Annotated in this window: 13 protein-coding genes and 1 pseudogene; 13 read left to right on the forward strand and 1 reads right to left on the reverse strand. The window is 69.1% G+C overall.

Annotated elements, in window-relative coordinates; all coding sequences use genetic code 11:
• Nucleotides 1-132: pseudogene (locus M9979_RS17400) on the forward strand (IS30 family transposase); the annotation flags it as partial.
• A gap of 60 nt (nucleotides 133-192) precedes the next feature.
• Here the strand turns inward: M9979_RS17400 and M9979_RS03725 are convergent.
• A complete protein-coding gene (locus M9979_RS03725; RefSeq protein WP_254287995.1) occupies nucleotides 193-1,659 on the reverse strand; it encodes an ATP-binding protein in 1,467 nt (488 codons plus the stop codon).
• Between the two features lie 117 nt (nucleotides 1,660-1,776).
• On the opposite strand from M9979_RS03725, the gene M9979_RS03730 reads away from it, so the two are divergent.
• The 12 genes from M9979_RS03730 (at nucleotide 1,777) to ftsH (ending at nucleotide 13,802) form a co-directional block, all read left to right on the forward strand.
• A complete protein-coding gene (locus tag M9979_RS03730; protein ID WP_254287996.1) occupies nucleotides 1,777-2,307 on the forward strand; it encodes a DUF1003 domain-containing protein in 531 nt (176 codons plus the stop codon).
• Nucleotides 2,308-2,376: 69 nt separating this feature from the next.
• Nucleotides 2,377-3,120, forward strand: a complete 744-nt coding sequence (locus M9979_RS03735; RefSeq protein WP_254287997.1) for a YebC/PmpR family DNA-binding transcriptional regulator — start codon at nucleotides 2,377-2,379, stop codon at nucleotides 3,118-3,120.
• Nucleotides 3,121-3,433: 313 nt separating this feature from the next.
• Nucleotides 3,434-3,940 carry a crossover junction endodeoxyribonuclease RuvC gene (gene ruvC / locus M9979_RS03740; protein ID WP_254287998.1) on the forward strand — a complete coding sequence of 169 codons (507 nt, stop codon included), beginning with the start codon at nucleotides 3,434-3,436 and terminating at the stop codon, nucleotides 3,938-3,940.
• A complete protein-coding gene (ruvA, locus tag M9979_RS03745; RefSeq protein ID WP_254287999.1) occupies nucleotides 3,937-4,533 on the forward strand; it encodes a Holliday junction branch migration protein RuvA in 597 nt (198 codons plus the stop codon). The genes ruvC and ruvA overlap by 4 nt, the downstream gene beginning before the upstream one ends.
• A 207-nt stretch (nucleotides 4,534-4,740) precedes the next feature.
• Complete coding sequence (locus M9979_RS03750; RefSeq protein WP_254288000.1) at nucleotides 4,741-4,947, forward strand: type II toxin-antitoxin system HicB family antitoxin; 207 nt, start codon at nucleotides 4,741-4,743, stop codon at nucleotides 4,945-4,947.
• A 33-nt stretch (nucleotides 4,948-4,980) separates the two neighbouring features.
• On the forward strand, nucleotides 4,981-5,157 hold the full coding sequence (locus M9979_RS03755; RefSeq protein ID WP_254288001.1) for a type II toxin-antitoxin system HicA family toxin: 177 nt from the start codon (nucleotides 4,981-4,983) through the stop codon (nucleotides 5,155-5,157).
• On the forward strand, nucleotides 5,154-6,176 hold the full coding sequence (gene ruvB / locus M9979_RS03760; RefSeq protein ID WP_254288002.1) for a Holliday junction branch migration DNA helicase RuvB: 1,023 nt from the start codon (nucleotides 5,154-5,156) through the stop codon (nucleotides 6,174-6,176). The genes M9979_RS03755 and ruvB overlap by 4 nt, the downstream gene beginning before the upstream one ends.
• A gap of 190 nt (nucleotides 6,177-6,366) precedes the next feature.
• On the forward strand, nucleotides 6,367-8,640 hold the full coding sequence (ptsP, locus tag M9979_RS03765) for a phosphoenolpyruvate--protein phosphotransferase (RefSeq protein ID WP_254288003.1): 2,274 nt from the start codon (nucleotides 6,367-6,369) through the stop codon (nucleotides 8,638-8,640).
• Between the two features lie 168 nt (nucleotides 8,641-8,808).
• Complete coding sequence (locus M9979_RS03770) at nucleotides 8,809-9,723, forward strand: helix-turn-helix domain-containing protein (RefSeq protein ID WP_254288004.1); 915 nt, start codon at nucleotides 8,809-8,811, stop codon at nucleotides 9,721-9,723.
• A gap of 94 nt (nucleotides 9,724-9,817) precedes the next feature.
• The gene (locus M9979_RS03775; RefSeq protein WP_254288005.1) at nucleotides 9,818-10,774 is read left to right on the forward strand and encodes a tetratricopeptide repeat protein; all 957 of its coding nucleotides are present in this window, start codon (nucleotides 9,818-9,820) and stop codon (nucleotides 10,772-10,774) included.
• Nucleotides 10,737-11,750, forward strand: coding sequence for a tRNA lysidine(34) synthetase TilS (tilS, locus tag M9979_RS03780; protein ID WP_254288006.1), 1,014 nt, complete (start codon nucleotides 10,737-10,739; stop codon nucleotides 11,748-11,750). Before M9979_RS03775 ends, tilS begins: the two co-directional genes overlap by 38 nt.
• Nucleotides 11,751-11,825: 75 nt before the next feature.
• The gene (gene ftsH, locus M9979_RS03785) at nucleotides 11,826-13,802 is read left to right on the forward strand and encodes an ATP-dependent zinc metalloprotease FtsH (protein WP_277998382.1); all 1,977 of its coding nucleotides are present in this window, start codon (nucleotides 11,826-11,828) and stop codon (nucleotides 13,800-13,802) included.
• The last annotated feature ends 201 nt before the right edge of the window (nucleotides 13,803-14,003 follow it).

Below are 14,003 nucleotides of genomic sequence, written 5' to 3' on the forward strand. Positions count from 1 at the left end.
CAGCGAAAGCTCGACGCCATCCTCGCCAGACACAACCACACACCCAGGAAATGCCTCGGCTTCCGAAACCCCGCCGAAGTTTTCTTCCCGTTGCACTTCGATTGTGAATCCACACCCGGAACAAGTCCGGGGGGACGGGTTAAGTGCGTCGTTACGCTGGGCTGCGCCACGACAGGCGCAGCGCGGGAAGACTTACGCCGCCTCGCTCGCCGCGGTGGTCCAGCCCAGCCTGGGGATCGTGATCGAACGCTTGCCCGACAGGTCGACGCGCGCCACGAACAGCTCGCGGCTCTCGATGTAACCGATCAGCCGGCGCACCCGCCCCAGCGAGCTCGTGCCGTACGTCTCCGCCAGCGCCGTGTCGGACGGACACGGCTCGCCGTTCTTCGCCGCGCGCGCGACCAGCAGGAACGCGCCGATCATGTCGTCGGGCAGCGAATGGGCGAGCTCCATCGCCTCGGCCCATTGCGGATCGGTCACGTCGAAGATGCCGGCGCGCGCCGCCGACAGCCGGCGGGTGAAGCCGGGCAAGTCGAGCGGCGGCTTGGCCAAGCCTGCCATGCGGCAGCGCACCTGGAAATCCTGGAACAGCACCGATGGCGGGCGCAGCGCCGAATCGCGGTCGGCGACGATCGCCTCCAGAACGCTCGCGTAGATGCCCTCGACCTCCTCGTCCGATTTGTCGGGCAGCGGCGCCAAGGTGGTCTGCTGCGACGCCGGCCGCTCGATCGTGTCGAGCAGTTCGTCCGCCGGCACCCGGCGTGGACGCGACTCGAACGCCATCGGCAGTTGCGGCGCCGCATCGGGCGGGGGCGCGAAGATCAGCTGCTGCAAATTCTCCGCCGGCGCGCTCGGCAACGGCGTCAATTTGGGGCTGCCCGATCGCGCCGAGGTCGCGACCTGCCCGATCTTCACCGTGAGCGGCCGCCGCGACACCGCCGGCCCCAGCGCGAGGAAGGTTCCACGCGCGAGATCGCGGATCACGTCCGCCTGCCGCCGCTCCATACCGAGCAGATCGGCGGCGCGCGCCATGTCGATGTCGAGGAAGGTGCGTCCCATCAGGAAGTTCGACGCTTCCGCCGCGACGTTCTTGGCGAGCTTCGCCAGCCGCTGCGTCGCGATCACCCCGGCGAGCCCGCGCTTGCGGCCGCGGCACATCAGATTGGTCATCGCCGACAGCGACGCGCGCCGCACCTCCTCCGCCACTTCGCCGCCGGTGACCGGCGCGAACAATTGCGCCTCGTCGACGACGACCAGCGCCGGATACCAATGTTCGCGCGGCGCATCGAACAGCGCCGACAGGAAGGCGGCGGCGCAGCGCATCTGCCCCTCCGCCTCCAGCCCCTCGAGGCTCAGCACGACGCTGGCGCGATGCTCGCGCAGCCGGGTGGCGATCCGCGCGATCTCGGGCACCGAATAATCCGCCGCCTCGATCACGACATGGCCGTACGGCCCGGCTAGCGTGACGAAATCGCCCTCGGGATCGATCACCACCTGCTGCACCTGCCCCGCCGAGCCTTCGAGCAGGCGGCGCAGCAGATGCGACTTGCCCGACCCCGAATTGCCCTGGACGAGCAGCCGGGTGGCGAGCAGTTCTTCGAGGTCCATGGTCACGGGCGCGCCGCGCTCGTCGTGGCCCATGTCTACACTGACGGTCATTGTCCGCGCGTTTGGCGTATCCGGGGGGGTGGGGGCAAGCGCTTTGCGGTCGATTGCCGGTTCGCGCCACGGCGATTAGGGGCCGTGCCGAATTCCCGTGCGCGAGGACGCCAGCCCATGCCCCCGATCCCCTTCGCCGATCTCGCCCAGCGTCTGCTCCGCAAGCCCGCGCACGCGCTCGATGCCGAGGAACGCCGCGTCCTCGACAGTATCGAAAGCGGCACGATCGTCAGCCGCGACGCCGCCGACGAGGCGGACGCGCGCGCCAGCCTCGGCGACCGGCTCGCCGACCGCGTCGCGGCGGTGGGCGGGTCGTGGGGCTTCATCATCGCCTTCACGATCGTGCTGCTCGGCTGGATGCTGCTCAATTCGGACGTGCTCGCGCATTTCGGTGCGGCGTTCGATCCCTATCCGTACATCTTCCTCAACCTGATGCTCTCGACGCTCGCCGCGATCCAGGCGCCGGTCATCATGATGAGCCAGAATCGCCAGGCATCGAAGGACCGGCTCGCCGCCAGCCTCGACTACGAGACCAATCTGCGCGCGGAACTCGACATCCTGCGGCTGCACGAGAAGCTCGATACGCTGGTACTGGAGCGGCTCGTCGCGCTGGAGGCGAAGATCGACACGCTGGCGAAGCAGGGTTAGAGGACGCCTTCATTTGCGGGTCGCACCCCTATCGGGGTCCCCGCAAAGTACCACTTTGCGAAGGTTCCCATGGCAGGCCATTCCAAGTTCAAGAACATCATGCACCGCAAGGGCGCGCAGGATAAGAAGCGCTCGGGCATGTTCTCCAAGCTCAGCCGCGAAATCACCGTGGCGGCGAAGATGGGTCTGCCCGACCCCGACATGAACCCGCGCCTGCGCGCCGCGGTCAACGCCGCCAAGGCGCAGTCGATGCCCAAGGACAACATCCAGCGCGCGATCGACAAGGCATCGAAGGGCGATACCGAGAATTACGAGGAAATCCGCTACGAGGGCTTCGGCCCGGCGGGCGTCAGCCTCATCATCGAGGCGCTGACCGACAACCGCAACCGCACCGCGACCAACGTACGCACCGCGGTCGCCAAGAACGGCGGCAACCTCGGCGCGTCCGGCTCGGTCAGTCACGCCTTCGACCGCGTCGGCCTCATCACCTATCCGGCGGGCGCAGGCGACGCCGAAAAGGTGTTCGAGGCGGCACTGGAAGCCGGCGCCGAGGACGTCACCTCGTCCGACGACGGTCACGAGATCTGGACCGCGGTCGCCGACCTCCACGAGGTCGCCAAGGCGCTCGAGCCGGTGCTCGGCGAGGCGGAGGGCGCGAAGCTCGCCTGGCGCCCACAGACGATGATCGCGGTCGACGAGGGCGATGCGGCGACGCTGTTCAAGCTGATCGACGCGCTCGACGACGACGACGACGTCCAGACCGTCTGGGGCAATTACGAGGTCTCCGACGAGGTGATGGAGAAGCTCGGCTGACGTTTCCAGGTTCACGCGGAGGCGCGGAGGCGCGGAGGGTCGCGCTTGCGGCTGCGCCTTCCCGCGCCAGCGGGCCTCTTTTCCGCCCGGCGAGGTCGCGATGCAGTCACCGCGTGCACGCCCTCTTCGCGTCTTCGCGTCCTCGCGCGAACCTCCTCTTCCTTTTTCACGCGAAGACGCGAAGACGCGAAGAGGATTGGCCTGCAGAGGCTCCGAAACTGCTGCGCCCAAGGCTGCCGGATCGCCCATTAAGGAGAGGGGCCGCTGACGCGGCCATCTTCTGCTCCGCGCCTCCGCGCCTCCGCGTGACCCGATGATTATCCTCGGCCTCGACCCCGGCCTCGGTACGACCGGCTGGGGCGTCATCCACGCCGACGGCAACCGGTTGAAGCATATCGCCAACGGCCAGATCCGCACCGATCCGTCGATGCCGCTGCCGCGCCGTCTGTCGAACCTGCATGCCGCGCTGATCGACGTGATCCTGGCCGAACGGCCCGACGGCGCCGCGGTCGAGGAGGTGCTCGGCAACACCAATGCGCAATCGACGCTGAAGCTGGGGCAGGCGCGCGGTGTCGTGCTGCTGGCGGCGGCGAGCAGCGGGCTGCATATCGGCGAATATCACCCCTCGACCGTCAAGAAGGCGGTGGTCGGCACCGGCGGCGCGGAGAAGCGGCAGATTCAGGCGATGATGGCGGTGTTGCTGCCCGGGGCGAAGCTCGCGGGGCCCGACGCCGCCGACGCGCTGGCGGTGGCGATCACGCATGCGCACCATCTCGCCAGCGCGCAGGGCATGGCGCGTAGAGCAAGGGTGACGGCATGATCGCGCATCTCAAGGGCCGGCTCGAATCGACGGGAATCGACTATGCCGTGATCGACGTCGGCGGCGTCGGCTACCTCATTGGCGCCTCGGCGCGCACGCTGGCGGCGATCGGCCCGGTCGGCGAAGCGGCGATGCTCCACACCGAGATGCTGGTCGCCGAGGATTCGATCCGCCTCGTCGGCTTCGCCCGCGCCGAGGAGCGCGACTGGTTCCGCCTGCTCACCGGCGTCCAGGGCGTGGGATCGCGCGTCGCGCTCGCCATCCTGTCGGCGCTCGACACGCAGGAGATCGCCCGCGCGGTGTCGGCACAGGACAAGGCGATGGTCGCCCGCGCCAATGGCGTCGGGCCGAAGCTCGCCGAGCGCATCGTCCGCGAATTGAAGGACAAGGTCGGGACGGTCGCGTTGGGGCCTGCCGCCGCGGCACAGGTCATGCCGGTCGGCGCAGCGGCGGACGCGGTGTCGGCTTTGCTCAACCTCGGCTTCCGCCCCGCCGAAGCGGCGAGCGCGGTCGGCGCGGCGGAGGAGGACTTGGGCCCCGCCGCGACACTCGACGCGCTGGTGCGCCTCGCGCTGCGCAAGGCGGCGAAGTAGCGTCCGCGTTGCTGGACGATCCGACGAAACGGGACTATATCGTGAACATCGTGCAGATCGGCGTCTGACCGGTCGTCGGTCGCGCAATCGGGATACGGACCTTGCGTGATGAAATAGCGCCTGAGCGCCGTCTGTTCGTGTCGTGGCCTACGCTGGCGTCGCGCTAGAGGGCGCGGTAGCTGGGACGATGTCCCTCAGGAGACTTGCATGCACGTGACCGCCATATTGAGCCACGCCGATGAGGGCGGCTATACGGCCTTCAATCCCGAGACCGGTACGACGACCCAAGGCGAATCGATCGACGAGGCACTTGCCAGCCTGCGCGAAGCGGTCGAGCTGTATCTCGAGGAATTTCCGATGGCAGCCCGTGCCGCCCCCTTCGTCACGACACTCGACGTCGCGGTGCATGCCTAAGCTGCCGATCCTGTCGGGTGCGGAGATCACCGGATGATGGAACGATTGGGTTTCGAACAGGTGCGCCAGCGGGGCAGCCACGTCATCTTGCGTCGTGGAGACGTCGGTTGCGTCGTTCCCCTCCACACGGAGGTGAAGACCGGCACTCTGGCAGGGCTGCTCCGTCAGGCCGGCGTGACGATCGACGAGCTGTTGGCAACAACCCATTGACCGACGACCGCCTCCTCACCGCCAGCCGCCGTCCCGAGGACGTCGATGCGGCGCTGCGCCCGCGCAGCCTCGACGAATTCGTCGGGCAGCAGGCGGCGCGCGAAAATCTGCGCGTGTTCATCGAGGCGGCGCGCGGGCGCGGCGATGCGCTCGACCATGTGCTGTTCTTCGGGCCGCCGGGACTCGGCAAGACGACGCTGGCGCAGATCATCGCGCGCGAGATGGGCGTCGGCTTCCGCGCCACCAGCGGCCCGGTGATCGCCAAGTCGGGCGATCTCGCCGCATTGCTCACCAATCTCGAGGACGGCGACGTGCTGTTCATCGACGAGATCCACCGTCTCCAGCCCGCGGTCGAGGAGGTGCTCTACCCGGCGATGGAGGACCGCGCGCTCGACCTGATGATCGGCGAGGGGCCGTCGGCGCGTTCGGTGCGGATCGACCTGCCCAAATTCACGCTCGTCGGCGCGACGACGCGGCAGGGGCTGCTGACCACACCGCTGCGCGACCGCTTCGGCATCCCCGTCCGCCTGCAATTCTACACGGTCGAGGAACTGACCCGAGTCGTCACCCGCGCCGCCGGGCTGCTCGACCTCGCGATCGCGCCCGATGGCGCCGCCGAGATCGCACGACGCGCGCGCGGCACGCCGCGCATCGCCGGACGTTTGCTGCGCCGGGTGCGCGACTTCGCCAACGTCGCCGGCACGCCGACCGTCGACCGTGCCGCCGCCGACCGCGCGCTCAACCGGCTGGAGGTCGATTCGCTCGGGCTCGACGCGATGGACCGGCGCTACCTGCACATGATCGCCGACATCTATCGCGGCGGACCGGTGGGCGTCGAAACGCTCGCCGCGGGCCTCAGCGAGCCACGCGACACGATCGAGGAGGTGATCGAGCCCTATCTGATCCAATTGGGCCTCGTCGCCCGCACCGCGCGTGGCCGCGTGCTCAATGCGGGCGGCTGGAAGCATCTCGGCCTCAACCCGCCCGCCGGATCGCAGGACGGATTGTTCGATGCCTGAGCGGCTGGGTTGTTAGCGGCGACGGACGAATTATGATGGCGGCGGGATGCGAGCATGAAGACATCGGGCCCATAACCCGAGCGCGTTTCGGACGTTTCGGTCGCGGGGCGCATCCCACCGTCACGGCGACATCCCCGAACGATCTTTGAAGGGGTGACGTTCGTTCGACCGACCTGCTAGCGTGCCGCCCATGCCCAGCTCGGCCGCCGCCTCCGCCCGCGAAATCCTCACCCGTCTCCACGACGTCATGGCCGGCCGCAACCCGGCGCAGGCGAAACTGAACGCCGTCGTCGGCATCATCGCCGAGGCGATGGATAGCGAGGTCTGCTCGATCTACCTGCTGCGCGAGGGCGTGCTGGAGCTGTTCGCGACCCGCGGGCTCGACCAGGCCGCGGTCCACGTCACCAAGCTGGCATTGGGCGAGGGCCTCGTCGGCACGATCGCCGAGGATGTCGAGGTCTTGAACCTCGACGAGGCCGCAAGCCATCCTGATTTCGCCTACAAGCCCGAAACCGGCGAGGAACGCTATCACAGCTTCGCCGGCGTGCCGATCATCCGCCGCGAACGCGCGGTGGGCGTGCTCGCCGTCCAGCACAGCGACCCGCGCAAATATCAGGACGTCGAGATCGAGGCGCTGCAGACCGTCGCGATGGTTCTGTCCGAACTGATCGCCAACGCCGGGCTGATCGACACCGCGACCACCGGCAGCGACCGGCCGCAGTCGACCGCGGCAGTGCGCATCCCCGGGCAGAAACTGGTCGAGGGCATGGCGTCGGGCCATGCGGTGTTCCACCAGCCGCGCATCGTCGTCGAACATACCGTCGCCGAGGACACCGACGCCGAGCGCCACCGCGTCTATGCCGCGTTCGACAAGATGCGCGAACAGATCGACCGGATGACGCGCGAGGCGGAATTCGGCGTCGGCGGCGAGCATGAGGAGGTGCTGTCGACCTACAAGATGTTCGCCTATGACGAGGGCTGGGCGCGGCGGATCAACGAGGCGATCGATTCGGGCCTCACCGCCGAGGCCGCGATCGAGCGCGTCCAGCAGCGCACCCGCCAGCGCATGCGCCAGATCGACGATCCGCTGCTCGCCGACCGCATGCACGACCTCGAGGATCTGGCCAACCGGCTGCTGCGCATCGTCTCGGGCCAGATGGGCACCGCCGCGCAGATGGGGCTGCGCCAGGACACGATCCTGATCGCGCGCAACCTCGGCCCCGCCGAGCTGCTCGAATACGACAAGCGCCGGCTGAAGGGCGTGATCCTCGAGGAAGGGTCGCTGACCGCGCACGTCACCATCGTCGCGCGCGCGATGGGCGTGCCGGTGCTGGGGCGGGTGCGCGACGTCCGCCGGCTGATCGCCGAGGGCGACCTGCTGCTGCTCGATTCGGTCGCGGGCAACGTCTTCGTCCGCCCATCGTCGGGGATGGAGGAGGCGTTCGAGGCGAAGCTGGCGCTACGCCAGAAGCGCAAAGCCGCCTTCGCCGCGCTGCGCGACGTCCCGCCCGAGACGAAGGACGGCCATCGCGTCACGCTGATGGTCAACGCCGGGCTTCGTGACGACGTCGCCGCGCTGGACGTCACCGGCGCGGACGGCATCGGCCTGTTCCGCACCGAATTCCAGTTCCTCGTTTCGGCGACGCTGCCGCAGCGCGAGCGCCAGCAGCGCCTGTACAAGGATGTGCTCGACGCCGCCGGCTCGCGCCCCGTCATCTTCCGCACCGTCGACATCGGCGGCGACAAGGCGCTGCCGTACCTCAACAAGGAAGACGCCGACGAGGAGAATCCGGCGATGGGCTGGCGCGCGCTGCGCCTCGCGCTCGACCGCGACGGCCTGATGAAGGTGCAGGCGCGCGCGCTGATCGAGGCCGCTGCAGGCCGCACGCTCAACGTCATGTTCCCGATGGTGTCTGAAGCGTGGGAATTCGCCGAGGCCAAGGCGCTGTTCGAGGCGCAGCGCGCCTGGATCGGCGCGCGCGGCCGGCGGTTGCCCGCGGAGATCCGCTACGGCGCGATGCTCGAAGTGCCCGCGCTCGCCGAACAGCTCGACCTGCTGCTCCCCAACATCGACTTCCTGTCGGTCGGCACCAACGATCTGACGCAATTCCTGTTCGCCGCCGACCGCGCCAACCCGCGGCTCGCGGAACGCTACGACTGGCTGAGCCCGTCGATCCTGCGCTTCCTCGCGCGCGTCGTCGGGCCGTGCCGCGCGGCGGGCGTCGACCTGGGCGTATGCGGCGAGATGGGCGGGCGCCCGGTCGAGGCGATGGCGCTGATCGGCCTCGGCATCGACCGATTGTCGATCACGCCTGCGGCGATCGGGCCGATCAAGGCGATGGTCCGCAGCCTCGATTCCGCTGCGCTGCGCGACTTCGTCGCCGGCCTGCTCGCACGGCCGCCGCGCGACATGCGGGGCGCGCTGACCGACTGGGCGGTGCAAAGCGGCGTCGATCTGGCCTGAAACGCCGTCGAGCCGGGCATCGCCCGCGTTGACTTGGAGCAAGGCATCGGAGAATGTCGCCCGCGTCAGCACGTCGCGAAATGCCCTCCCTTGGAGACACGAATGGACGAGGTCGATTCCGGCCAGCCCGCCCCGAACCTTGCACCCCCGGCCCGACCGGGGGAGCGGTTGCGTGATGCGCGGGAAAGCCGGGGACTGAGCCTTGCCGAGGTCGCCGCGCGCACTCGCGTGCCGCAGCGGCATCTGGAGGCGCTGGAGGCGGGGGAATATGGCGCGTTGCCCTCGCCGACCTATGCGATGGGCTTCTCCAAGGCCTATGCCCGCGCGGTCGGCGCCGACGAGGTCGCCATCGCGCAGGACGTGCGCCGCGAACTCGACCGGCTGGGGCCGCGCCAGCCCGAATATGTGCCCTATGAGACCGCCGATCCGGCACGCGTGCCATCGCGCGGGCTGGCGATCGTCGGCGTCGGCATCGCGCTCGCCGTACTGATCCTCGTCGGCCTGTGGTATGGCACCGACCTGTTCCGGCCGCAGGGCGTCACGCCCGGCGCCAGCGACGCCGTCGTCGCGCAGGCGGTCGCGCCGCGCCCGACGCCCGCCGCGACGCCGGCCGCGCCGACCGGGGGCCAGGTGGTGCTGACCGCCAACGACGAGGTGTGGCTGCGCGTCTACGACGCCGACAACAAGACGCTGTATCTCGGCACGATGAAGCCGGGCGAGAAGTTCGAGGTGCCGGCGAACGCCAATGATCCGCAGATCAACGTCGGCCGCCCGGACAAACTGGCGGTGACGCTCAACGGGTCGGCGATCCCGCCGCTCGGCGACGGATCGCGCCCGATCAAGGATGTGCGGGTCAGCGGCACGGCGATCGCCGCGCGGCTGGCGGGACAGCCGGCGCCGAGTGCGAGCGCGTCGCCGACGGCCACGCCTTCGTCGTCGCGGACGGGCGGCCGTACCGCCTCGCGCACCGGCGGATCGCGCAGCGGGCGCAGCGAAAGCCGCCCCGCGCTGACCGAAACGCAGCGCGCCAACCTGCAAGCGTCGCAGGAACCGGCGGCGACGGGCAATTCGTCCGCGCCTTGACGGCCGGCGACACCTTAAGGCTGGCGACAGGGACGGTGATGCAGCTATGACGGCATCGTGTTAACCAAGCCTGCGCCGGGGGGCGCCAAGATCCATGCGTAACATCATCCGGGCGCTTGCCGCCGTCACCGTGCTTCTTCCCGCCGCGGCGCTCGCGCAGAGCAACGTCGAGGGCCGCGTCGGCAAGCTGGAGAGCGAGATGCGCGCGGTGCAGCGCAAGGTGTTCCCGGGCGGCGCCGGCCAGTATCTCCAGCCCGAGATCACGCGCCCCGACGCCCCCCAGAGCATCGGCGGCACGCCCGCGACCAGCGCCGTTGCCGACCTGACCGGCCGCGTCACCGCGCTCGAGCAGCAGATGGCGTCGATGACCGACCAGATCGAGCAGAACGGCTTCAAGGTCCGCCAGCTGCAGGAGCAGTTCGAGGCGTACAAGCGCAGCACCGACGCGAAGCTCAAGACGCTGACCACGACGCCGGCGCTCGCGACCACCCCCGCCTCGACGCCGCTTGGCGAGGACGAGGCGGCGACCGGCGCCACCGCGCGCCCGACCCGCACGCCGGTCAAGGCGCCCACGGTTGCCAAGCCCGCCCCTGTCACCGGGACAGCGGACGACGAGGCCGCACCGGCGACGACCGCCAGGGTCGACAAGCCCGCGACCGGCGACGCGCCCGAGGACGAATATCTCTACGGCTATCGCCTGTGGACCGCGAAGCAATATCCGCAGGCCGAGGCGCAGCTGAAGAAGGTGGTCGCCACCTATCCCAAGCATCGCCGCGCCAGCTATGCGCAGAATCTGCTCGGCCGCTCCTACCTCGACGAGGGCAAGCCCAGCCTCGCCTCGATGGCCTTCTACGACAATTACAAGAAGATGCCCGACGGCGAACGCGCACCCGACAGCCTCTATTACCTCGCCCAGTCGCTGATGAAGCTCAACAAGCCGGCCGATGCGTGCAAGGTCTATGGCGAGCTGACCGACGTTTACGGCACCAAGATTTCCGCGCAGATGAAGGCCGATGTCGAGAAGGGCCGCACCGCCGCCAAGTGCAAGTGACCCGCTCGCCCCGCAAGGGGAGCGGTTCCGCCACGACCTGACCCGCGCGCTGGGGCATGAGCCGGCGGGCCCGCTGCTGTTCGCCGTCTCCGGCGGGCCGGACAGCATGGCGATGCTGACGCTCGCCGCGGTGGCGCTGCCCGGCGCGGTCCATGTCGCGACCGTCGATCATCGGCTGCGCCCCGCGGCGGCGGACGAGGCGGCGATGGTCGCCGATCATTGCGCCACCCTCGGCGTGCCGCACGCGACATTGGTCCCCGCCGAACCGGTCGCCGGCGCCAGCATCCAGGCCGCCGCGCGCCACGCCCGCTATGCGCTTCTCACCGCGCATGCCCGCATGATCGGCGCGGAGGCGGTGGCGACCGCGCACCATGTCGACGATCAGGCGGAAACCTTCCTGATGCGCGCCGCGCGCGGGTCGGGCGTCGCGGGTCTCGCTGGCGTGCGGGCGCGCACCGCGATCGATGGCGTCGCCGTGGTACGCCCGCTGCTCGACTGGCGCCGTGCCGAGCTGCGCGCGATCGTCCGCCGCGCGGAGGTGCCGTTCGTCGACGATCCCTCCAACCATGATCCCGCGCACGACCGCACCCGCTTCCGCCGCCTGCTCGACGCCAACGAATGGCTGGGGCCGCCGCAGCTCGCGCGATCGGCCGCGGCGCTGGCCGAGGCGGACGGCGACCTGCGCGCGATCGTCGACTGGCTGTGGGCGGAACGGGCGAGCGAATCGGGCGGTGCCGTCCGCATCGCGATGACCGGCCTACCGCGCGAGCTCGTCCGCCGGCTCGCCCGGCGCGCGATCGGCCGCGTGATCGAGGGCGCCGGCATCGTCGCGCCCAGATGGAGCGAATCGGCCAATATCGAACCCTTGCTCGACGCGCTCGCCGCGGGCCGGCGCGCCACTCAGGCCGGCGTCGTGGTCAGCCCGGGGTCGCGCGAATGGCGCTTCCGCCCCGCACCGGCGCGCCGGTCGCACTGATCGGCGGAAAACCGCGGCTTCGTTCCATTGCCATTAACCTGCATGCGCCTATCTTGGGCGGCGAAAGGTTCCTTCATGAACGACAACGACAAGCAGCCCCGGAACGATGACGGCAGCGGCGGCGGCAACAACGGCAGCCCGTGGATGAAGAGCCTGCTGATCTGGGTCGGCATCCTGATGGCGCTCGGCCTGTTCGTGACGATGTTCGACGGCCGGACCAGCACCGCGGGCGGCAACACGGTCGCCTATTCGAAATTCCTCGATTCGGTCGACGAAGGCACCGTCAAGGACGTCGCGATCAGCCGCGACGTCATCACCGGCACCTATTCGAGCGGCGACAAGTTCCGCACCTATCCGATCCAGGACGCGACGCTGGTGCCGCATCTGCGCGCCAAGAACGTCACCATCTCGGCCAAGCCCGACGAGGGCACGTCGATGTGGATGCTGCTGCTCTATCAGTCGCTGCCGTTCCTGCTGTTCCTCGGCATCGCCTTCTTCGTCATCAAGCAGATGCAGAAGAACACCGGCGGCGGCGCGATGGGCTTCGGCAAGAGCCGCGCGAAGATCCTGACGCAGAAGGAAGGCAAGGTCACCTTCGACGACGTCGCCGGCATCGACGAGGCGCGCGAGGAGCTGGTCGAGATCGTCGACTTCCTGAAGGACCCGACCAAGTTCGCGCGCTTGGGCGGCAAGATCCCGAAGGGTGCGCTGCTCGTCGGTTCGCCGGGCACCGGCAAAACGCTGCTCGCCCGCGCGATCGCGGGCGAGGCGGGCGTGCCGTTCTTCACCATCTCCGGCTCGGACTTCGTCGAGATGTTCGTCGGCGTCGGTGCGAGCCGCGTCCGCGACATGTTCGAACAGGCCAAGAAGAGCGCACCGTGTATCGTCTTCATCGACGAGATCGACGCGGTCGGCCGCCATCGCGGCGCTGGCCTGGGCAACGGCAACGACGAGCGCGAACAGACGCTCAACCAGCTGCTGGTCGAGATGGACGGGTTCGAGGCGAACGAAGGCATCATCATCGTCGCGGCGACCAACCGCCCCGACGTGCTCGACCCCGCGCTGCTGCGTCCGGGCCGTTTCGACCGCCAGGTCGTCGTGCCGCGCCCGGATATCGAGGGCCGGATCAAGATCCTCGAAGTCCATATGAAGAAGGTGCCGCTGGCGCCCGACGTCGATGCCCGCACGATCGCGCGCGGCACGCCCGGCTTCTCGGGTGCCGATCTCGCCAACCTCGTCAACGAAGCGGCGCTGACCGGCGCACGCAAGGGCAAGCGCCTCGTCGCGATGGCCGAATTCGAGGAGGCCAAGGACAAGGTCATGATGGGCGCCGAGCGGCGTTCGATGGTCATGACCGAGGACGAGAAGCGGATGACCGCCTATCACGAGGCCGGCCATGCGATCGTGTCGATCCACGAACAGGCGAGCGATCCGATCCACAAGGCGACGATCATCCCGCGCGGCCGTGCGCTCGGCATGGTGATGCGCCTGCCCGAACGCGACAGTTACAGCTACCATCGCGACAAGATGTACGCGAACCTTGCCGTCGCAATGGGCGGCCGGGTCGCCGAAGAGATCATCTTCGGCTACGACAAGGTCTCGTCGGGCGCGAGCGGCGACATCCAGTATGCCACCGGCCTCGCCCGCGACATGGTCACCAAATGGGGCATGTCGGACAAGGTCGGCCCCGTCGAATATGCCCAGCCCGAGGGCGAATCCTTCCTCGGCTATTCCTCGTCGCAACCGGTGCGCATGTCGAACGCGACCGCGCAGCTGATCGACGACGAGATCAAGGGCATCGTCGAAGGCGGGCTGACCCGCGCCAAGCAGCTGCTGACCGAGCATGTCGACCAGCTCCACCTGCTCGCCGGTGCGCTGCTCGAGTACGAGACGCTGTCGGGCGACGAGATCAAGAAGCTGATCGCCGGCGAGGAGATCGGCCGCATCGATCCCTCGGGTCCCAAGACGAGCGTACCGCGTGCCGGCACCTCGATCCCCAAGACCCGCCGCCCCGGCGGTCCCTTCGGCGCGCCGACTCCGCTGGGGGCCTGAGCACCCCCGCCACGCTTCCAATTCCGTTTGCCTGCTCACGGTCGAAGCCCTGCTATCCGCCAGCGTGATGCTCGCGGCTGCCAGGGCTTCGACAGGCTCAGCCCGAACGGGGTGGGGCCATCTTGATCGATGCGGAGGCCGATTCGCCTTGTCGATCCGATCCTCTTGGCGAAACGCCCTCCGCTCCCGCGTTGCCCCCGC

The sequence above is a fragment of the Sphingomonas liriopis genome (genome assembly GCF_024211255.1).
Classification (GTDB): domain Bacteria; phylum Pseudomonadota; class Alphaproteobacteria; order Sphingomonadales; family Sphingomonadaceae; genus Sphingomonas; species Sphingomonas liriopis.